The following is a 19,744-nucleotide window of genomic DNA, read 5'->3' as shown; positions in this document are numbered from 1 at the left end:
GCATCAGCCGGCGGTGCTGTCGTCGCGCCTTGATGGCGGTGCGGCGGCCTGGCGATGGTCGGTGCCGCTCGGCAGCTCGCCGCAGACATGCGGCAGGCGGTGCTCGGCGATCCAGCCGAGGGTCACCGGGGCGCCGCGCAGGGCATGGCGGACCATCGGCACCACCTGCTCGCCGAGCAGGATGCCGAGGAGGCCGACCAGCGCAACGATGGGCGGGGCGGGCGAGCGCACGTTGAGCAGGCTGTAGACGATGCCGACGAGGATACCAGCGCCGAGCGAGAGCAGGTACATCTTCATGATCGGGCGCTCCGGCCGCGAGAGAATGCAAAGACCGGGGCGGGGCCGCGCGGACGCGGCCCCGCCCCGGCCTCGTCGTCAGTGCCCTTCGGAGGCGCCGAACATCGACTTGGCGTAGATGATGCCGAGGCCGTAGGCGCCGCCGAACCTCTTCGCGATGCCGGTGGTCATGTCGTAGGTTTCGGTGCGGGCCCAGTCGCGCTGCAACTCGAGAATGTATTGCAGGGACGTCATGGGCCGGGCGCCGGCCTGCACCATCCGCTCCATCGCGCGCTCATGCGCCTCGTCGGTGATGTCGCCGCAGGCATCGGCGATGACATAGACCTCGAAGCCCTGCGACAGGGCGGAGAGCGCCGGGCCGACGATGCAGACGCTGGTCCACAACCCGCACAGCACGATGCGCGGCTTGGCGATGCGATTGACCTCGTCGATGACGGCGGCGTCCTCCCAGGTGTTCATGGAGGTGCGGTCGAGCAGCGCCTGGCCCGGGAAGGCGTCGGTGATCTCGTCGAACATCGGCCCGGAGAACGACTTCTCGGCGACGGTGGTGAGGATCGTCGGTACCTTGAAGCCGGCGGCGGCATTGGCGACGAGGGCGGCGTTGTTGCGCAGCACGGTGGCATCGATCGACTTGGTCGCGAAGGACATTTGCGACTGGAAGTCGATCATCACCAGCATGTGGTCGGTCGGGGAAAGCAGCAACTCGCCGGGGGTCGGCGTGGCAGTGGGAGCCATGGTCGTCAGTCCTTGTGGAGGAGTGGCAATCGGATGGCTCGACCGTATCGGCCCCTGGCATTGACTGTCTTGAATGCCCGTCGTCTAGCGGTTGAAGGATTGTCCGGGACTCTACCTACCCCGAGGCCGGCTCTCTCGAGCTTGCGGCGCCGTGCTCCGCCCGCCAGCGCCCTGGCGACAGGCCGAAGCGGCGGCCGAAGGCGCGGGTGAAGTGGCTCTGGTCGGCGAAGCCGCATTGGGCGGCGATGTCGGCCAGCGACAGGCCGGGCCGGCGCAGCAGGGCGCGGGCCTGCTCCAACCGTGTCCTGACCAGCCACTCGTGCGGTGTGCAGCCGAGTTCCTGGCGGAAGACCTGGTAGAAATGCGAGCGCGAGACATTGCAGCGCCGGGCGATGTCGTCGAGCGAGACGTTGCCGTCCAGGCTGGTGCGCAGGATCTCCAGCGCCTGGCGGATCAGCGGGGAGGGGCGATGCTCACGGGGGCGCTCCGGGAGGCTGGTGCGGGCGTAGCGATGACGCAGGTAGGTGACGAGCGCCTCTGCCACCTGATCGATGAAGAGCTGGTCGCGCGGCTGCTGGCCGGACAGCATCGGCTGGATGGCGGAAAGCAGATGGGTGACCGTGGGATCGGTGGTGCCGGTCTCGAAATCGATCCGGCGCGGCATCACGCGCGGCCTCGTCTCGTCCTGCGGGAGAAAGCGCTCCCAGGGGATCTCCACCAGCAGGAAGTCGAACTGGCCGCCGAGCTCCGCCCGGTAGGCGATCTCGAAGTCGCGCAAATAAAGGCTGTTGCGCTGGAAGTGGTGGCGATGCGCCGCCTTGCCGGCGCGAATGTCGCGCCAATGCTCGTCGCCCAGCGACATGCCGAGGACGAGGCCCTGTCCGGTCGGTGGCGTCTCGACCTTGACCGGCGTTGCACTGCACGAGGTCTTGCGCAGGAAGGTGACGTCGTTCAGGGCCAGCTCCTCGTCCCGTGCCAGGTCCGTTGCACGGCAGCCAAGACGATCGCGGGACGGTGCGACAGCGTTCATCACGACACCTCGTACTTCGTTTCCGACGAAGGTTTTCGGTCTTGCCGCCGCTTTTGGAGAGTATTTTCCGCGCCCGTGTGACAGGCAACGGGATTTTGCACTGCATACAAGATGGTTTCGCAGCCGACCCGGTCCGGCGAATCGGGCCGGGTCGGTGCGTGAGGCCGGCACGCTCAGGCGGTGCCGGCGCGGGCGCTCATGTCAAAGAGCAGGGCGCGGCCGTCTGTCTGCCAAAGGAGATCGCCGATCTCCTCCTCGCCGATCTGCAACCCGTCGCCGGCAACCAGACGCTCGCCCTCGACGGTGGCGATACCCTCGACCAGGTGGACGAAGAGCCGCCGCCCGGGGGCGACGGGAAGGGCGGTCGTATCTCCCGCCAAAGGGGCGGCAAGCGACACGCTTGTATCGGACAGGAGCCGCAAGGGCGCCTCGCCCTCCTTGCCGCTGGCCAGAAGGGTCCAGTCCCGCGTCGTCTCCGGCGCCGGCAGGTCGACCTGCTGATAGGTCGGCGCGCCGCCGGTCGCGTCCGGGATCAGCCAGATCTGCAACACATGGGCCGGCTCGCTGTCGGAGGCGTTCATCTCCGCATGGCGGATGCCGCTTCCCGCGGACATGAGCTGGAGCTCGCCGGCGGCAATCTCCGCCTCGTTGCCCAGCGTGTCGGTGTGGCGCAGCCGGCCCGACAGGACCATGGTGAGAATGTCCATGTCGGAATGGGCGTGTTCGGAAAAGCCGGCGCCGGGAACGACACGGTCCTCGTTGAGCACCCGCAGGGCGGCGTAGCCCATCCGCGTGGGATCGCGGAAGCCGCCGAAGGAGAAGGTGTGCCAGGCGTCGAGCCATCCGCTCTGCGTGCGGCCACGGCTCATGTTCTCATGGATCAGGACCATCGTACCGTCTCCTTGTCATGCGCGTGGCGGCTACTTGAGGAAGCCCACCAGCGCGTCGATTTCGTTCTGTCGCAACTCGTGCCCGCCCTCATGGGCGGCGAGCGTGACGTCCGCGCCCTGGGCCTTGAACCAGTCGATCAGCGCGCTGGTCGCGGCCGGAGGGCAGATCGGGTCCCGCTGGCCGGCGGAAACCAGCACCTTTCGCCCGGCAAGACCCGGCTGGGGTGCCGGCTCGAACGGGATCAGCGGATGCAGAAGGGCGATCCGGTCGAACAGGTCCGGCCGCAGGAAGGCGACCGAGGCCAGGATGTTGGCGCCGTTGGAGTAGCCGAAGCCGTAGACCGGGCGACCCGGATGGGCCTTGCGGTGGGCCTCGACGAAGCCGGCCATCGCCTGGGTGCGCCGGGCAAGGTCGTCCATGTCGTAGACGCCTTCGCCGGTGCGGCGGAAGAAGCGCAGCGCCCCGTGCTCCGAGACGTCGCCGCGCGGGGCGACAAGACCGGCGCCGGGCAGCGCTTCCTCGACGAAGCGGGCGAACTGGTGCTCGTCGCCGCCGGTGCCGTGGAAGGCGAAAACCAGCGGTGCGCCGGGTGCCGGCTCCGTGGTCAGGGCGTGATAGGTTTGCGTTGTCATGGCGTTAAGTCCCAGATGAGCCGAGAAAGAAGGCCTCCGCCCGGCCCTCAGGAGCCTTGCGGAGGCGTGAATGTCAGTCCCGGATCGGGGTGAGGATGTCCTCGATCTGCGCGCGGAACTGCTCGTAGCGGGTCGGCAGCTTCAGCGCCTCGCCGAGATGGGCGGTGTCCTCGTCCCGGTCGAAGCCGGGCTCGTTGGTCGCCACCTCGAAGAGGATGCCGCCGGGGGTGCGGAAGTAGATCGCCCAGAAATAGTCCCGGTCGATCACCGGCGTGACCTGGTATCCCGTGTCGAGCAGCGCCTTGCGCACCTCCAGCTGGGCCGCCCGGTTCTCCACCGCGAAGGCGATGTGATGCACCGAGCCGGCACCCTGGCGGGCGTGGCCGGCGGACGGCACTTCCTCGATCTCGATGACATCGGCACCGTTGCCGCCCTCGATGGCGAAGCGGGTCCAGTTGCCGCTCCGCTCCACCTCGCGGTAGTTCATGAAGCGGAGCAGTTCGGCGGTGCCGCCGGCATCCTGCAGACGGAAGGCCGCGCCGCGGAACCCCTGGATCGCCTCGGCCGAACCGACGCCGCCGGCCGTCCAGCCGAGACGCTCGTCGTCCTTCGTTTCCACCAGCGAAAAGCCGTCGCCGTCCGGCCCCTTGAAGCGCAGGCGCTTCTCGCCGAAGGCGTCGTACTCTTCGAGACCGCCGACACCCTGGCCGGAAAGGCGCTCCGTCCAGTAAGGCAGGGAGCCCTCGGGCACCGCGAAATAGGTGTCGCCTACCTCGCCGGCGCCGGGACGGCCCTGCACGATATGCGGGAAGGGGAAGTAGGTCATGACCGAGCCGGGCGTGCCGGTCTCGTCGCCGTAATAGAGGTGGTAGACCTCCGGGTCGTCGAAGTTGACCGTCTTCTTGACGCGCCGCAGGCCGAGACTGCGGGTGAAGAAATCGTTGTTTTCCTGGGCATCGCCCGCCATCGAGGTGACGTGATGCAGGCCCTTGATCTGCGTGAGCATGGCGCTGGTTCCCTTTCTCGAAACGTCGCCGGCTTGTGCCGTTGACGTGAAGATGGGGCAGGCGAGGCCTTTTGAGAATGGAATTAATTTCGCTTAGATTATTGCAATATGTGTAATAATCTCGCGCATGATCGATCTCGACCACATCCGCATCTTCCTGGCGGTCGCCGAGCACAGGAGCTTCGTCGCCGCTGCGCGCCAGCTGTCGATGACGGCGCCGACGGTCACGCGCGCGGTCAGCGCGCTCGAGGAGCAGCTCGGCGTGCAGCTGCTTCTGCGCACCACGCGGCAGGTGTCGCTGACCTCGTCCGGTGCTGTCTATGCCGCGCGCATCGCGCCGCTGCTGGAGGAATTCCGCCGTACCACCGAGGACCTGCAGGAACAGCATGGCGATGTGGCCGGCACCATCCGGATCAATGCGCCGATGTCGCTCGGCCAGCAGGTGCTTCCCGATGTGGCGGCCGGGTTCCGCAGCCAGTATCCGCGGGCCTCGCTGTCGATCAGCCTCACCGACCGCTTCATCGACATCGTGTCCGACGATTTCGACCTCGCCATCCGCATTTCCGAGGCGCCGCGCGACAAGTCGACGATCTGGCGCAAGATGTGCCTCGTGCGGCGGGTGATGGTCGCGTCTCCCGCCTATCTGGCCTTGCGCGGCGTGCCGGAGACGCCGGACGACCTTTCGGATCATTCCTGCCTTGCCTATGACGAGCGCTCGCAGGCGGAGACCTGGGAGTTGCGCCACGACGGGCGCACGCGCCGGGTGCGGGCTGGCGCCACGATCGCCGGCAACAATGGCGACCTGCTGGCGCGCCTTGCGGAAAACGGCGAGGGCATTGCCCTGTTGCCGTTGTTCATCGTCGAGGACGGGCTGGCGAAAGGCCGGCTTGCCCAGGTGCTGCCCGACTGGCAGGCGCCGGACATCTGGTTGACGCTCTACTATCCGCCTTACGAACGCCTGCCGATGCGGGTCGCGAAATTCTCCGACTTCTTCGAGGCCTATGTGACGAAGACGCGGCCGCTCTAGCCGGCGCCCGGGTCGTGCACGCCCAGTTGATGCGGGCAGTGGGCGCGGCCTCTTGCAAGACAGCGTGATGGCGGCCACCTTCCGCCGGACCGACCCGCCCAGGAATCGCACCTGCCATGAGCCGCCCCGGCCTGCCCGAAATCGCCTTTGTTCGACTGACCGAGGTTTCCCGCGAGGAGATCCTGGCGCATATGCAGGACCCGCGCGTCGGCGAGCACATGCCGCTGATGACGGAGCCCTGGGACGCGCAGACGGTGGAGGGCTTCATCGCCGCCAAGGAAGCGCGCTGGGAGCGCGACGGGCTCGGCCATTGGGCTATCCTGTGCGACGGGTGCTATGTCGGCTGGGGCGGTTTCCAGAAGGAGGGCGAGGACTGGGATTTCGGCCTCGTGCTGCGGCCTGATGCGTTCGGGCTCGGCTCGAGGATCGCGGCGAAGGCGCTCGACGTCGCAAAGGCGGACCCGCGCATTTCCCATGTCACCTTCCTGCTGGCGCCCTCGCGGCGCAGCCTGTCGGCGCTGGCCCGGCTCGGCGCGCGGTTCCTCGGCGAAGTCGAGTACGAGGGCACGCGCTTTCGCAAATACCGGCTAGACTTGGCGGGCGACGCCTAGGCGGCTTCACGCTGCGGCATTTTCCGTGGAAAAACACTGGCAATTGTATCGACTCTCGTTGCCCGATCATGCTTCCGTGGCCCTCGTATTTTTTAGGGGGTGGAAGTGAAAGCCATTGTTTGTGTGATTGCCTGCGCCGTGCTGGCCTCGGGCTGCGCTTCGGTCGTTCGCGGCACCAGCGAGGACGTCATCATCAACGTGGAACCGGGAGATGCCCTGGTCACCACGACGCTTGGACATTCCTGCAAGCAGTCGCCTTGCACGGTCGAAGTGAGCCGCAAGAAAACCTTCATGGTGCGTGCGGAGAAGGAAGGCTACAAGCCGGGGCAGGTCTTCGTCGACACCAAGGTGAGCGGCGGCGGAGCGGCCGGACTCGCTGGCAACATCCTGCTGGGCGGCGTGGTCGGCGTCGGTGTCGACGCCATTTCCGGTGCGACCCTCGACCATACACCCAACCCGGTGAACATCACCCTGGTCCCGGTCGATGCCGAGGGCGAGAGCACCAACATCAGCAAGCCCGAACCGCCGGTGACGAAGCCAAAGGCCGTTCCTGTTTCGTAAGGAGCAAGGAGACGCTGCGATCCGCTTTTTGGCAAAGCTTGCCAAATATCGTATGATGTCGACACTGGAGGTCGACATGGCGACGATGAACGTTTCCCTTCCCGAGCAGATGAAGGCCTGGGTCGAAGACCGGGCCCGGAGCGGGCGATACGCGAACGCGAGCGATTACGTGCGCGACCTCATCCGCAGGGATCAGGAGCGGAACGACCGGATTGCGACCATGCAGCGTCTCGTCGACGAGGGACTGGCGAGCGGCGTGAGCGACCTGAACATGAACGGCGTCCTGGAAGCCGCGCGTGCGCGGGCGGTGAAGGACACCGGAACGTCGTGACCTATCGGCTGTCCGCCAGGGCTGCCGAGGACCTCATCCAGGTTTATCTGGAAGGTGTGCGTCTTTTCGGCGAGGCGCATGCCGAGGCTTATCACCGCGACCTGGCTGCGGTGCTGGAGCTTCTTTCCGAAAATCCGAAACTGGCGCGCGAACGCGGCGAGATATCGCCTCCTGTGCGCATTCACCCCTTCAAGGCGCATCTCGTCGTCTACGTCATGGACGAAGATGGCGGGATACTGGTCGTGCGTATCCGCCATGGCCACGAAGATTGGGCGCGTGAAGATTGGGCGGGAGGCGAATAGCCTTCGCGCCCAACTTCAACTCAGGCGTAAGGGTCCGAGGCAAGGGCGGCGCAGGCGGCGCGGTATTCGGCGCGAAGGCGCACGCACAGCTCGGCCGCAGGCGGCAGGTCGGTGATGGTGCCGGTGCCCTGGCCGGCGGACCAGATGTTCTTCCAGACCTTCGCCTCGCTGCCCATGTCGAGCCCGCCCGCGTGCTGCAGGTTGTCCGGGTCGAGGCCCGCGCGCTCGATGCTCGGGCGCAGGAAGTTGGCGTTCACGCCGCTGATCGCCGGGGTGTAGAGGATGTCGGCGGCGGTCGCGTCCAGGATCATCTGCTTGTAGTCGTCGACGATCATCGCTTCGGCGGTGGCGAGGAAACGGGTGCCCAGATAGGCGAGGTCCGCGCCCATGGCGCGGGCGGCGGCGATCTGCGCGCCGGTGTTGATGGCGCCGGCCAGAATGATGGCGCCGTCGTAGAAGGCGCGGATTTCCGAGACCAGCGCGAAGGGGCTCATGGTGCCGGCATGACCGCCGGCGCCGGCGCAGACCGCGATGATGCCGTCGACGCCGGCCTCGGCCGCCTTGCGGGCGTGGCGCGGGTTGATGACGTCATGGAAGACGAGGCCGCCATAGGACTGGACGGCGGAGACGACATCCGGGTTGGCGCCGAGCGAGGTGATGACCAGCGGCACCTTGCGCTCGACGGTCATCGCGAGATCGGCCTCCAGCCGCTTGTTGCTGCGGTGGACGATCAGGTTGACGCCGTAGGGCGCGGCATCGGCATGGCCGGACAGGCGGTCCTCGATCTCGCTCAGCCACTCGCCGTATCCTTCGGTCGTGCGCTGGTTGAGCGCCGGGAAGGTGCCGATCACCCCGGCGCGGCAGGTGGCAACGACAAGGTCCGGGCCGGAGGCGAGGAACATCGGCGAGGCGATCGCCGGGACCTTGAGGCGGCCTTCGAATGCATTCGGCATGGTCATGCGGGATCCCTCCGGTATCTGCCGGGCGTGCCGGTCACTCGCCGCGGAACTGCGGCTGGCGCTTTTCGAGGAAGGCCGAGACGCCCTCGCGGAAATCGCGGGTCCCGGTCATGCGGATGAAGGAGGCGCGTTCCGCCTCCAGGTGGGCGGCGAAGGGGCGGTCGAGCGCCGCATCAATGAGCGCGCGAACCGCGCCCTGCGCCTGTGTCGGGCCGCTGGCAACGCGCCTTGCAAGGGCGAGGGTTTCGGCGTCGAGCTCCTCGGCCGGCACCACCTTGTTGACGATGCCCGCCTCGCGGGCTTCCTCCGCGCCCAAGGCGTCGCCGAGCAGCAGCAGTTCCATCGCCTTGGCGCGGCCGACCTTGCGCGGCAGTGCCCAGGTGCCGCCGCAGTCGGGCGAGGTGCCGATGCGGTCATAGGCGACGACGAAGCGCGCGCCGGCCTCCGCTATCACGAGATCGGCGCCGAGCACCAGGCTGAAGCCGGCGCCGGCCGCCACGCCGCGCACGGCGGCGATCACCGGAGCAGGGGACTCTCGCAAGGCGGTGAGCGCAGGGTGCAGCGCGTCGAGCAGGTCGTGGACGACCTCGGCCGCGCGGTCCGGGTCGGTGCCGAAGGCGGCGACATCGCCGCCGGCCATGAAGGCGCGGCCGCTGCCGGAAAGGACGATGCAGCGCACGCCCTTGGTCGTGGTGACCTTGCGCACCGCCTGCAGGAAGGCGCGAGCGGTCGGCACGTCGAGCGCGTTCAGCACCTTCGGCCGGTTGATGGTGATGGTGGCGATGCCGGTTGCGGCATCGATCTCGGCAAGCACCAGGTCGTCGCTCATGCGGCGGCCTCCTTCACTGAATGGAACCGTCCGCCGTCGCGGGCCATGGCGGCAAGGCCGACCGGGATCTCCAGCTTGTCGGCACGGCAGGCGGCGACGAACTCCGCCGCGCCTTGCGTGTCGATCAGGCTGAGCGGTCCGCCGGTCCACACGGGGAAGCCCGCCGCGTCGATGGCGTGGACATCGGCCTCGCTTGCCGAGGCGACGTCGCCGCGGTCAAGCGTTGCGGCGGCGGCAAGCGCCATGGCGCGCAAAAGCCGCAGGCCGGCGGGGCGCAGAGCCGCGCGCGCGCGCTCGTCGTCGGCGGCCGCAAGGGGCACGTCGGTCGGCAAGGCGGGCAGGGCGGAAAGACCGATCGCCTCGGCGGCATTGCGGATGAAGGCGGGACTCATGCCCTCAGCCTGCATGCGAAGCGCTTCGGCGTCGAGCGCGTTTCGGCAGGCGGTGGCAAGAGGTCCGTCCCGGTCCGCCCGCGCCCGGCCCTCGCGGGCAAGCACCTGCCGGGCGAAGAACTGGGTGCGGATCATCGCCTGCGCGACATCGCCATGGACCAGATGGCCGAAATACTGACGCTCCACCTTGAGCGCCTTGTCGATGGGCAGCCTCAGCCCCTCGTAGACGCAGGAGAGGATCGCCTCCAGCGCCGGATAGTTGCGGTGGCCGCGCGCGCGAACCTTGGCATTGGCGAAGAGGAAGATATTCGACGCTGCCTCGGAGGTGACGGCCGGACCGGGCGGGGCAAAGCCCTTCGCGTCCCACGGGGCGGCGGCCGGGACACGGCCTTCCGTCAGCGCGCGCCTTGCTGCGGCAATCAGATCGTCCGGCTCGGCCAACTCGTCGAGAATGCCGAGCGACAGCGCCTCGTCCGCGGACAGACGGCGCCCCTCCAGCAGCAGGGGCAGGGCCGCCTCGATGCCGATGACGCGGGGCAGGCGCTGGGTGCCGCCGGCGCCCGGCAGGATGCCGAGCGTGACCTCGGGCAGGCCGAAGACGGCCTTGGGATTGCGCGCGGCGATCCGGTGGTGGCAGGCGAGCATCAGTTCCAGCCCGCCGCCGAGCGCGGTGCCGCTGGCTGCAGCAACCACCGGCTTGCCGCAGGTCTCCAGCGCGCGGAAGGCGTCGGTCATGGCGCGGATGCGCTCCGACGCGGTGGCCGGCGAGGTGCCGGGACCGGTCATACCGTTCATGATCGCAAGGTCGGCACCGGCGATGAAGCTGTCCTTGCCGGACGCGACGATGATGCCGGTGACCGCCGGATCGGCGGCAAGCCGGGCGATCTCTTCGCGCAGGGCCTCTGTGAACGCCCAGTCGATGACGTTCATCGAGCGGCCGGGCATGTCGATGGTCAGGAGGGCGATGCCGCCGCTGTCGATCTCGCTTGTCAGCACGGGTGCGTCCTCAGATCCGTTCGATGATGGTGGCGACGCCCATGCCGGCGCCGACGCACAGGGTGACGAGGGCGGTCTGGCGATCCGTCCGCTCCAGTTCGTCCAGCGCGGTGCCGAGGATCATCGCGCCGGTTGCCCCCAGCGGATGGCCCATGGCGATGGCGCCGCCGTTGACGTTGACGGCTTCGGGGTCGAGATCGAGCGCCTCGATGAAGCGCAGGGCGACGGCCGCGAAGGCCTCGTTGATCTCGAAAAGATCGATGTCGGCAGCGGTCATGCCGGCCCGCTTCAGCGCCTTTTCCGCAGCAAAGGAGGGCGCGGTGAGCATGATGGTCGGCTCGGAGCCGATTTCGGCGAAGGCGCGGATGCGGGCGCGCGGGACCAAGCCGGCGCGCGCTCCCGCCTCGCGGGTGCCGAGTAGCACGGCCGAGGCGCCGTCGACGATGCCGGACGAATTGCCGGCATGGTGGACGTGGCGGATTTCGGCAAAGCCGGGATAGCGCTCCAGCGCCACCGCATCGAAGCCGGCCTTATCGCCGAGCCCCGCGAACGAGGGCTTCAACCGGCCGAGATCCTCGACGGTGGAGTTGCCGCGAATGGTCTCGTCGCGGGCGAGCAGCACCTCGCCGACCCGGTCCCGGACCGGAACGATGCTGCGGGCGAAACGGTCCTGCGACCAGGCCCGCGCGGCGCGGCGGTGGCTTTCCACCGCATAGGCGTCAAGCTGCTCGCGGGAGTAGCCCCATTTGGTGGCGATCAGGTCTGCGGAGATGCCCTGCGGCACGAAGGTGGTGGCGGCTGCCACCTGCGGATCGGCGCCCCAGGCCCCGCCATCGGAAAGGATCGGGATGCGCGACATGGATTCGACGCCGCCGGCGACCATCATGTCGGCCTGGCCGGCCATCACCTTGGCGGCGGCCATGTTGCAGGCCTCCAGCCCCGAGGCGCAGAAGCGGTTGATCTGGACGCCTGCGGTCTCTTGCGCATAGCCGGCGGCGATGGCGGCAACGCGCGGCAGGCACTGGCCCTGCTCGCCCACCGGCATGACGATGCCCATCACCACGTCGTCGACGAGGGCCGTGTCCAGCGCGTTGCGCTCGCGCACCGCCTCCAGCACGGTGGTGGCAAGGCGGATCGGCGTCACCTCGTGCAGGGCGCCGTCCGGCTTTCCCCTGCCGCGCGGCGTGCGCAGGTGGTCGTAGATCAGGGCGTCGGGCATGGCGGGATGTCGGGCTCCGTTGGATCCGGTGGGGGATGCGTCAGCCGGTCGGATAGAGGCTGGCGATCTCTCCGGCATATTTGGTCTGGATGCTGGAGCGGCGCACCTTCATGGTCGCGGTGACCTCGTCGTCGTCGTGATCCAGCTCCTTGGTGAGCAGGTGGAAGCGGCGGATATGGGAGACCTGGGCCAGCTGGTCGTTGGCGGCACGGATCTCCGTGTCGACCAGCTCGCGCACCGCCGCGTTCTCGGCAAGGCTGCGGAAGGTGGTGTAGGAGAGGCCCTTCTCCTCCGCCCATTTGGCGACGGTCTCGAAGTCGATCTGGATGAGCGCCGCCACGTATTTGCGGGCCTCGCCGATGACGATGCATTCCTTGATGTAGGGGCTGCCCTTGACCGTGTTCTCGATCTCCGAGGGGCTGAGGTTCTTGCCGCCGGCGGTGATCATGATGTCCTTGAGGCGGTCGACGATGCGGAACTCGCCGTTCTCCACCTCGACCACGTCGCCGGTGTGGAGCCATCCATCGCGCAGCGAGCTCTCGGTGGCGGCCGGGTTCTTGTAGTAGCCGACGAAAACCGTATCGCCCTTGAGCAGCAGTTCGCCGTGCTCGCCGACGCGCGCCTCGACGCCCTTGGCCGCGGGACCGACGGAACCGGACACGAGACGGTCCAGCGTCTGGCCGAGGGCGACGCCGCTCGATTCCGTCATGCCGTAGACTTCGACCAGCGGCACACCGATGGTGCGGAAGAAGCGGACGATGCGCGGGGAGATGGGCGCGGCGCCCGTCATGGCGATATGCGTCCGGCGCAGGCCGATATAGTTCTGGAGGGCGCGGAAGACGAAGAGGTAGCAGAGCGCGAAGGTGACCCGCTCGCGCAGGCTGCGATCCGCGCGGGACTTTTCGGCGAAGGGCTCGCAGGCGCGATAGGCCCATTCGTAGAGTGCGCGGCGGTAGCCGCCGGCCTCCAGCATGCGGATATGGATCGAGGAATGCAGCTTCTCCCAGATCCGCGGCACGCCGAGGAAGGAGGAGGGGGCGACCTCGCGCAGGTCCTCCTGGACGGTGCGCAGGGACTCGCCGAAGCAGATCCGCGAGCCGAGATAGATCGGCGCCATCACCGTCACCATCTGCTCGGCGACGTGGCACAGCGGCAGGTAGGAGAGGTGGACGGTCTGCGCGTCGAGGTCGATGCGGTCGGCAATCGCGATCGCCTGGGCCCGCAGGTTGCGATAGGACAGCATCGCGCCCTTGGGCTTTCCGGTTGAGCCGGACGTGTAGATCATCAGGGCGATGTCATCGAGGGTGCGGTCGGCGGACGCCTTGCGCTGCGAGGCTTGAGCGCCCGAGCGGCGGGCATGCCCCATCGCCTCCATGGCGGCGAAGGAGATGACGAAGTCCTGCGAGTAGCCGCGCAGTCCCTTGGTCTCGATCACCACAACGCGGCGCAGCTTCGGCAGCTGGTCGCGCACCTCGATCACCTTGTCGAGCTGCTCCTGGTCCTCGCAGACGATGATCTCGCTGTCGGAATGCTCCAACACATAGCCGACCTCGTTGGCCGGGCTGGTCGGGTAGACGCCGATGGCGACGCCGCCGACGATGTTGGCTCCGAGCTGCGCCAGCACCCATTCCACCCGGTTCTCGGACAGGATGGCGACATGGCCGCCTTCGCCGAGCCCGAGCGCCAGCAGGCCTTCGCCGACATCGCAGGCGCGCTCGTGATACTGGCGCCAGGTGAGGGGGTTCCAGATGCCGAAGTCCTTCTGCAGGACCGCCACCCGGTCGGGTGTCGCCTCCGCATGGGCGCGCAGCATCTGCGGCAGGGTGAGTTCGGGAAAATCGGCCATGTCGTCTCGCCTCAGGACAGCCAGCGCTTGCGGCGCTTGTAGTGCTTGATGTCGCGGTAGCTCTTGGTGCCCTCGCCGCCGCTGGCGCCGAGGTAGAACTCGCGCACGTCGTCGTCCTTCACCAGCCGCTCCGTCGGCCCGTCGAGCACGATCTTGCCGGTCTCCATGATGTAGCCGTAATGGGCGACGGCGAAGGCGACGGCGGCGTTCTGCTCGACCAGCAGCATGGACACGCCGAGATCGCGGTTGATCGAGGCGATGATGGTGAAGATCTCCTCGACCAGCACCGGCGACAGCCCGAGCGAGGGCTCGTCCAGGAGGATCAGCGAAGGCTGGGCGATGAGCGCGCGCCCGATCGCCAGCATCTGCTGCTCGCCGCCCGACAGGTAGCCGGCGCGCCCGTTCCGCCGCTCGAAGAGGCGCGGGAAATACTGGTAGACGAGGTCGAAAGGCGTCGGCTTGAGCCCGCGCCCGGACAGGGCGAAGGTTGCCGCCGTCAGGTTTTCCTCGACCGTCAGGTCCTCGAAGATGCGGCGCCCCTCCATCACGTGGAAGAGGCCGCGCCGCACCAGGGCGTGGGGCGCCAGGCGGGAGATGTCGTCGCCGTCGAAGCGGATCGCTCCGGCGGTGACGGCACCGTTCTCCAGCGCCAGAAGGTTCGACACCGCCTTCAGCGTCGTCGATTTTCCCGCGCCGTTGGAGCCGAGCAGGGTGACGATCTTGCCCCGCCCGACACTCAGTGACAGGCCGCGGAGCACCTGCACCGTCTTGTTGTAGACGACCTCGATGTTGTTGATGTCGAGGAGGATGTCCGCGGCCATCTCACTTACTCCTGAACGCTGATCCAGTCGGACGCGGGCTTCATCTGCTGTGCGCTGGCGTCGTAACGGTAGATGCGGCCGACCGGGATCGAGTTGCCCGGGATCGAGATCGGCACGCCGATGATGCCGCCGGTGTCGAAGTTCTCGATGGAGTTGAGCGCGGCCTTCAGGTTGGCGCCGTTGAGCTCCTTGCCGGCCTCAAGGGTGCGCTTGGCCGCCTCGGTGAACAGCATGGCGGTCAGGAAGCCCTGCATGTACGGGGTCGACTGGTACTCGGGGCGCATCTCGCGGATGCGGTCCATCATCGGCGCGTTGTCGGCCTCGTCGTAGTAGTAGCGATAGGGCATGACGCCCATGAAGCCGTCGGCAGCCTCGCCGACCTTGGCCCAGATGCTGGAGTCCATCGACCAGAACGTGCCCATGAACTTGGTTTCCAGGCCGAGCTGCTTGGCCTGGCTCATGAACTCGGGCAGCGGCGCCAGCACGTAGCCGTGGAAGATGGTGTAGTCCGGACGGGCGCGGCGCAGCTTCAGCACCTCGGTGGAGACGTCGACGGCGGTCGGCGGGGTGATGATCTCCTCGACGACCTCAAGGCCCAGCTCGCCGGCGCGCGCCTTGGTGGCGGCGATCGGGTCGCGGCCGAACTCGGTGTCGGAGTTGACCAGCACGATGCGGGCGCCCGGCTTCTCCTTGGCGATGTATTCCAACAGGATGCCGGTCATTTCCGAATAGTCGGGGCCGGCCATGAACTGGTGCGGGAACACCTTCGGATCGTTCAGCTCGGTCGCAAAGGAGGCGCCGGCCATGATCATCGAACCCCGGCGGTCGATCTCGCCGTTGATGGTCTTCGCAAAGCCGGTGGAGTCGCCGTAGTAGAGGTGGATCTCGTCCTGGCTGGTCAGCTTGTTGAACACGGCGACGGAGGCGTCGACCTTGTAGCCGGTGTCCTCGTAGGCAAGGCGCAGCTTGCGGCCCTGGATGCCGCCGGCCTCGTTGACGATCTTGATGTAGTCCTGCATGCCGGCCTCGATGCCGACGCCGGCGAAGGCGAAGACGCCGGTGAGCGGGATCGAGCCGCCGATGACGATGTCCTCGGCCGCAACGGCCGGAAGCGCGGTGGCGATGGCTGCCGATGCCGACAGGGCAAGCAGCGTTCTCCTGGTAAAGCTAAGCATTGTTTCCTCCGGTTTTATCGCGTGACTTTTGGTCATTCACTTCTTGAAGGGCCAGAGATGGAAGTAACGCCGGGATCTCTGGACGATTTCGGCAAGTCCCTTCGGCTCGAAAATGAGAAAGCCGACGATGAGGAGGCCGAAAACGACGGTGCGAACCGGCGAAAGCATCGCCGCCGCATTGGGAAGGACGGGGGTGAGCCAGTCGATGCCGAAGCGCAGCAGCTCCGGCACGAGGGTCATGAACACGGCGCCGAGAATGCCGCCGAGGATCGTCCCCATGCCGCCGACGATGATCGCGGCGAGGAAGAAGATCGAATAGACGAAGGGGAAGCTCTCCGGCGTCACCACGCGGAAGAAATAGGCCCACATGCCGCCGGCCACGCCCGCATAGAAGGACGAGATCGCAAAGCTCATCAGCTTGTAGCGCAGCAGCGAGATGCCCAGCACCTCGGCCGAGATGTCGCGGTCGCGGATGGCGATGAAGGCGCGCCCGACGCGGGTGCGGAAGAGGTTCGCCGCCCCAAGCACCATCAGCGCGGTGATCGGCACGAAGACGAAATAGAGCTGCTGGTACTCCGTCAGCGGCGTACCGAAGAAGCTCGCCGGCGTCAGCGTCAGGCCGCTGTTGCCGTTGGTCACGCTCTGCCAGTTGACGAAGATGAAGTGCAGGATGAACGAGGCGGCGATGGTGGCGATGGCCAGGTAGAGGCCCTTGACCCGAAGGCTGGGGATGCCGACCAGGATGCCGACCGCCGCGGCAATGATGCCGCCCGCCACGAGATTCAGCAGGAAGGGCGTGCCGAGGTTCAGCTGCATCCAGCCGACCGTGTAGGCGCCGACTGCCATGAAGGCGGCCTGGCCGAGGCTGACGAGGCCGGTATAGCCGGTCAGGATGTTGAGGCCGGTGGCGCTCGCCACGTTGATGGCAACGAGGCAGGCCAGATAGAGCCAGTAATTGTCGAGCACGAAGGGCGCGATGCAAAGGCTCAGGGCGAACAGGGCCATCCACACGCGCTGCGGCCGGGTGGTCAGCAGCGCCTCGTCGGCCTGGTAGCTGTGCTTGGCGGTTCCGATCTGCATGTCAGAGACGCTCGATTTCTGTCGTGCCGAACAAGCCGTAGGGACGGATCATCAAGGCGACGAGGAGGAGGCCGAAGGTGGTGACGAGCTTGAATTCGCCGCCGAGATAGGTGCCCGCCCAGGCCTCGATGAGGCCGATGGCCAGGCCGCCGACAAGGGCTCCGGCGACGGAATCGAGCCCGCCGACGATGACCACGACCAGCGCGGAGAGGCCGAAGACGCCCATGGACGGAGAAATGCCGCCGATGGAGCCGAGCAGGACGCCGGCACCGGCAGCGGTGCCGCAGCCGATCACCCAGGCGAGCGAGAAGACGCCGGGCACATTGATGCCGCAGGAATAGGCCGCGGCCTGGTCGGTTGCCGTCGCCCGCAGCGCGACACCGCCGCGCCAGTAGCGGAAGAGGACCAGGAACACCGCGATCACCACGGCGGCAACCGCGAAGGCGATGGCGATCTTGCGCGAGACATAGGCCTCGCCGATGAAGATCGGCGCGTTGCCCATGAAGGCGGGCAGGGCGCGCGGGTCGGTGCCCCAGACGAGTTCGACGAGGCCGACCAGGATCGAGCCGAGGCCGATCGTCACCATGAAGACGGCAATCGGGCTCTCGCCGAGCATCGGGCGGATCAGCCCGCGCTCGACCACCGCGCCGACGAGGCCGCCGCCGGCAATGGCGAGCGGGATCGCCGCCCAGGCCGGCAGGCCGAGGCCGGCGGCGAAGGCGAAGAAGAGGTAGCCGCCGAGCATCAGGAACTCGCCGACCGCAAGGTTGATCACGCGGGTCGCCTTGTAGATCAGCACGAAGGCAAGCGCGGTCAGCGACAGCAGCGCGCCGGAGCCGAGGCCCGCCAGCGTCACCTCGAAGAAGAAGAGAAGGTCGCTCATGCCACGTCCTCGCGCGTCTTGCTGTTCTCTGCGGCGTTGCCGCCGTCAGCCGGGGCGGCCTCGCCCTTGAGCCGGGCCATCAGAGCGGCCGGATCGCCGCTGCCGAGATAGGCTTCCGTCACATGCGGGTCCGCCTGCACCTCGTGCGGCAGGCCGCTGGCGATGACCTCGCCGAAATTCAGCACGACCACATGGTCGGAAATGTCCATCACCATGCCCATGTCGTGCTCGACCATCAGGATCGTGGTGCCCCACTCCTCCTTCACGTCGAGGATGAAGCGCGCCATGTCCTCGGTCTCCTCGCGGTTCATGCCGGCGACCGGCTCGTCGAGAAGCAGGATGCGCGGGCGCATGGCCAGCGCACGGGCGAGCTCGACCCGCTTCTGCAGTCCGTAGGACAGCGAGGCGACCGGCATGTTGCGGATATGGTCGATCTCCAGGAAGTCGATGATGCGGCGCTCGATCTCGGCGCGCAGCTCCATCTCCTCGCGCTGGGCCGGTCCCCAATAGGCAAGCGCCTGCAGTAGGCCGGTCTTCATGTGGGCATGGCGGCCGAGCTTGATATTGTCGAGCACGGTCATGCCGCGGAACAGCGCGATGTTCTGGAAGGTGCGGGCAAAGCCGAGGCCGGCGCGCTCGGGCGGATGCATGCGCGTCACGTCGCGACCGTCGAAGCGGACACTGCCCTGCTGCGGCTTGTAGAAGCCCGAGATGCAGTTGAACATGGAGGTCTTGCCGGCGCCGTTCGGGCCGATCAGCGCCGTGATCGAGCCCGGCTCGGCCGAGAAGGACACGCCGCGCAGGGCTTTCAGGCCGCCGAAGGACAGCGACAGGCCCTCGACCTCCAGGCGCGCGGCGCCTGTCTCGCGGGGCGCGGTCATCGGCGCGTCGTCCCGGCAGATGCGGCAGCACTCCGGCTGCGCATGCGCGCGATGGATCCGGCCGTTCTCGGCCGGTCGTGCAGGGCGTCCGACATGTTCCTCCCAGTCCTTTGTCTTTCCGGTCTCGGCCGGCGGCCCCCTCCAGGGCCGGAAAACCTCAGATCACGACGCGTATTGTCTCACCCCCGACAGGCGCTCGAAAATGCTCTCCACCGGTTCGTCGATATCGCGGCCGGCGCGCTCGAAACCGCGCTTCCAGTCGACCACATGCCGCCGCATCCACAGGCGCGCTTCCTCCCTGTCGCGCGCGGCAACGGCATCGATCAGCCGTCGGTGGGCAGCGACCATGCGGCCCGCGCCCTGCGGCACCCGGCGGCAGATCAGCTCCGATGTGGGGAAGAAAAGAAGTGCGGCCGGCTCGCGCGCCAGTTCCAGCACCCGGTTGCGCGAGGCCTTGGCCAGCAGCGCATGAAACTCCGTGTCGAGACCGGCAAGGCGTACCGGATCGTCGAGCGCCGCCTCGGCCATCGTCTGGTTGGCCTCCAGCGCGGCAAGGTCCTCTTCCGTCGCCTCGTCGACGGCGCTCTCGATCACCCCGAGCTCGAGGATCACGGCCGCCTCGAACAGCTCGCGGAAGGTCACTTGGTGCAGCACCAGCGCGCGGCTCATGCGGTCGGACAGCTTGCGGTAGTGGGGAAGGCAGACATAGAGCTTGCGGCCGGCCTCGCGCTGGACCAGCCCTGCCTGCTCCAGCAGGCGGATGCCCTCGCGCACCGTCGAGCGGTTGACGCCGAACTGGCGCACCAGCTCCGCCTCGGTGCCGATCTCGTCGCCCGGACGCAGCCGCCCGGCCATGATCTCGCGCTCGATCGCCTCCGCGACCATCTGGTAGGCGGACGGCACCTTGATCTTTTCGAAGCGACCCGGCTCCGCCACCGACATTGCTGAACGTCTCCTCCCGGACGGCTGCGGCACGCATCTTGGCGGCGCGCCTTGTCAGTTCGTCCCTTTGTCGGACAAAGGTTGGCACAAGCAGGATTTGACCGTCAAGCGGATATTTTCCGCCTTCTAAGCCTCCGGATTTCCGCCGATGAGAGATTGCTTGATGTTGATTTTGTGCTTTGCCGGTTTGTCGGACAAACGGAATCGAGGCGCTTCGCGCGTCCATGGTCCGACCTGGTTGCAAGCTAGAAGACAGGGGAGCAAGAGAGGGAAGCCGAGGAAGACGCGGCGTCGGTCG

Annotated in this window: 22 protein-coding genes; 5 read left to right on the top strand and 17 right to left on the bottom strand. The window is 67.5% G+C overall.

Going from position 1 to position 19,744, the window contains the following annotated elements:
- Positions 1-3 precede the first annotated feature (3 nt).
- The 6 genes from GH266_RS04260 to GH266_RS04235 all read right to left on the bottom strand — a co-directional run bounded on the left by GH266_RS04260 (position 4) and on the right by GH266_RS04235 (position 4,591).
- A complete protein-coding gene (locus tag GH266_RS04260; RefSeq protein ID WP_158192795.1) occupies positions 4-297 on the bottom strand; it encodes a DUF1427 family protein in 294 nt (97 codons plus the stop codon).
- Between the two features lie 78 nt (positions 298-375).
- Positions 376-1,032 carry a hydrolase gene (locus tag GH266_RS04255; protein WP_158192794.1) on the bottom strand — a complete coding sequence of 219 codons (657 nt, stop codon included), beginning with the start codon at positions 1,030-1,032 and terminating at the stop codon, positions 376-378.
- 115 nt (positions 1,033-1,147) lie between these two features.
- Positions 1,148-2,062: a helix-turn-helix domain-containing protein gene (locus tag GH266_RS04250; protein ID WP_158192793.1), complete on the bottom strand. Its 915-nt coding sequence runs from the start codon at positions 2,060-2,062 to the stop codon at positions 1,148-1,150.
- A 173-nt stretch (positions 2,063-2,235) separates the two neighbouring features.
- Complete coding sequence (locus GH266_RS04245) at positions 2,236-2,952, bottom strand: pirin family protein (protein WP_158192792.1); 717 nt, start codon at positions 2,950-2,952, stop codon at positions 2,236-2,238.
- Between the two features lie 30 nt (positions 2,953-2,982).
- Complete coding sequence (locus GH266_RS04240; protein ID WP_158192791.1) at positions 2,983-3,585, bottom strand: alpha/beta hydrolase; 603 nt, start codon at positions 3,583-3,585, stop codon at positions 2,983-2,985.
- A 73-nt stretch (positions 3,586-3,658) separates the two neighbouring features.
- Entirely contained in the window at positions 3,659-4,591 is a 933-nt protein-coding gene (locus GH266_RS04235) for a VOC family protein (RefSeq protein WP_158192790.1), read from the bottom strand.
- Positions 4,592-4,718: 127 nt separating this feature from the next.
- Between GH266_RS04235 and GH266_RS04230 the strand changes: the two genes are divergently transcribed.
- From GH266_RS04230 to GH266_RS04210, 5 genes are all read left to right on the top strand, one after another.
- Positions 4,719-5,618: a LysR family transcriptional regulator gene (locus GH266_RS04230; RefSeq protein ID WP_158192789.1), complete on the top strand. Its 900-nt coding sequence runs from the start codon at positions 4,719-4,721 to the stop codon at positions 5,616-5,618.
- A gap of 116 nt (positions 5,619-5,734) precedes the next feature.
- On the top strand, positions 5,735-6,229 hold the full coding sequence (locus tag GH266_RS04225) for a GNAT family N-acetyltransferase (protein WP_158192788.1): 495 nt from the start codon (positions 5,735-5,737) through the stop codon (positions 6,227-6,229).
- A gap of 105 nt (positions 6,230-6,334) precedes the next feature.
- Positions 6,335-6,790, top strand: coding sequence for a translation initiation factor 2 (locus GH266_RS04220; RefSeq protein WP_199270439.1), 456 nt, complete (start codon positions 6,335-6,337; stop codon positions 6,788-6,790).
- Between the two features lie 76 nt (positions 6,791-6,866).
- Positions 6,867-7,121 carry a type II toxin-antitoxin system ParD family antitoxin gene (locus GH266_RS04215; protein ID WP_158192787.1) on the top strand — a complete coding sequence of 85 codons (255 nt, stop codon included), beginning with the start codon at positions 6,867-6,869 and terminating at the stop codon, positions 7,119-7,121.
- Positions 7,118-7,423, top strand: coding sequence for a type II toxin-antitoxin system RelE/ParE family toxin (locus tag GH266_RS04210; protein WP_158192786.1), 306 nt, complete (start codon positions 7,118-7,120; stop codon positions 7,421-7,423). Before GH266_RS04215 ends, GH266_RS04210 begins: the two co-directional genes overlap by 4 nt.
- Positions 7,424-7,443: 20 nt before the next feature.
- On the opposite strand, the gene GH266_RS04205 is transcribed toward GH266_RS04210, so the two are convergent.
- The 11 genes from GH266_RS04205 to GH266_RS04155 all read right to left on the bottom strand — a co-directional run bounded on the left by GH266_RS04205 (position 7,444) and on the right by GH266_RS04155 (position 19,446).
- Positions 7,444-8,382, bottom strand: a complete 939-nt coding sequence (locus GH266_RS04205) for an NAD(P)H-dependent flavin oxidoreductase (protein WP_158192785.1) — start codon at positions 8,380-8,382, stop codon at positions 7,444-7,446.
- Between the two features lie 34 nt (positions 8,383-8,416).
- The gene (locus tag GH266_RS04200) at positions 8,417-9,211 is read right to left on the bottom strand and encodes an enoyl-CoA hydratase/isomerase family protein (RefSeq protein ID WP_158192784.1); all 795 of its coding nucleotides are present in this window, start codon (positions 9,209-9,211) and stop codon (positions 8,417-8,419) included.
- Positions 9,208-10,599 (bottom strand): enoyl-CoA hydratase-related protein, encoded by a 1,392-nt coding sequence (locus GH266_RS04195; RefSeq protein WP_158192783.1) that lies wholly within the window; start codon positions 10,597-10,599, stop codon positions 9,208-9,210. Before GH266_RS04195 ends, GH266_RS04200 begins: the two co-directional genes overlap by 4 nt.
- A 10-nt stretch (positions 10,600-10,609) precedes the next feature.
- On the bottom strand, positions 10,610-11,818 hold the full coding sequence (locus GH266_RS04190) for an acetyl-CoA C-acetyltransferase (RefSeq protein ID WP_158192782.1): 1,209 nt from the start codon (positions 11,816-11,818) through the stop codon (positions 10,610-10,612).
- A gap of 40 nt (positions 11,819-11,858) precedes the next feature.
- Positions 11,859-13,664 (bottom strand): AMP-dependent synthetase/ligase, encoded by a 1,806-nt coding sequence (locus GH266_RS04185; protein ID WP_158192781.1) that lies wholly within the window; start codon positions 13,662-13,664, stop codon positions 11,859-11,861.
- An 11-nt stretch (positions 13,665-13,675) separates the two neighbouring features.
- Positions 13,676-14,485 carry an ABC transporter ATP-binding protein gene (locus tag GH266_RS04180; protein WP_158192780.1) on the bottom strand — a complete coding sequence of 270 codons (810 nt, stop codon included), beginning with the start codon at positions 14,483-14,485 and terminating at the stop codon, positions 13,676-13,678.
- A gap of 5 nt (positions 14,486-14,490) precedes the next feature.
- Positions 14,491-15,660, bottom strand: coding sequence for an ABC transporter substrate-binding protein (locus GH266_RS04175; RefSeq protein WP_158192779.1), 1,170 nt, complete (start codon positions 15,658-15,660; stop codon positions 14,491-14,493).
- A gap of 36 nt (positions 15,661-15,696) precedes the next feature.
- The gene (locus tag GH266_RS04170; protein ID WP_158192778.1) at positions 15,697-16,740 is read right to left on the bottom strand and encodes a branched-chain amino acid ABC transporter permease; all 1,044 of its coding nucleotides are present in this window, start codon (positions 16,738-16,740) and stop codon (positions 15,697-15,699) included.
- Position 16,741: 1 nt separating this feature from the next.
- Entirely contained in the window at positions 16,742-17,623 is an 882-nt protein-coding gene (locus GH266_RS04165; RefSeq protein ID WP_158192777.1) for a branched-chain amino acid ABC transporter permease, read from the bottom strand.
- The gene (locus tag GH266_RS04160) at positions 17,620-18,504 is read right to left on the bottom strand and encodes an ABC transporter ATP-binding protein (protein WP_158192776.1); all 885 of its coding nucleotides are present in this window, start codon (positions 18,502-18,504) and stop codon (positions 17,620-17,622) included. The genes GH266_RS04165 and GH266_RS04160 overlap by 4 nt, the downstream gene beginning before the upstream one ends.
- Before the next feature lie 162 nt (positions 18,505-18,666).
- Positions 18,667-19,446 carry a FadR/GntR family transcriptional regulator gene (locus GH266_RS04155; RefSeq protein WP_158192775.1) on the bottom strand — a complete coding sequence of 260 codons (780 nt, stop codon included), beginning with the start codon at positions 19,444-19,446 and terminating at the stop codon, positions 18,667-18,669.
- Positions 19,447-19,744 lie beyond the last annotated feature (298 nt).

Origin of the sequence: Stappia indica (assembly GCF_009789575.1) — a bacterium.
GTDB lineage: Bacteria > Pseudomonadota > Alphaproteobacteria > Rhizobiales > Stappiaceae > Stappia > Stappia indica_A.
The sequence above is the reverse complement of the archived record's forward strand: the minus strand, read 5'-3'. Positions and strand labels throughout refer to the sequence as shown.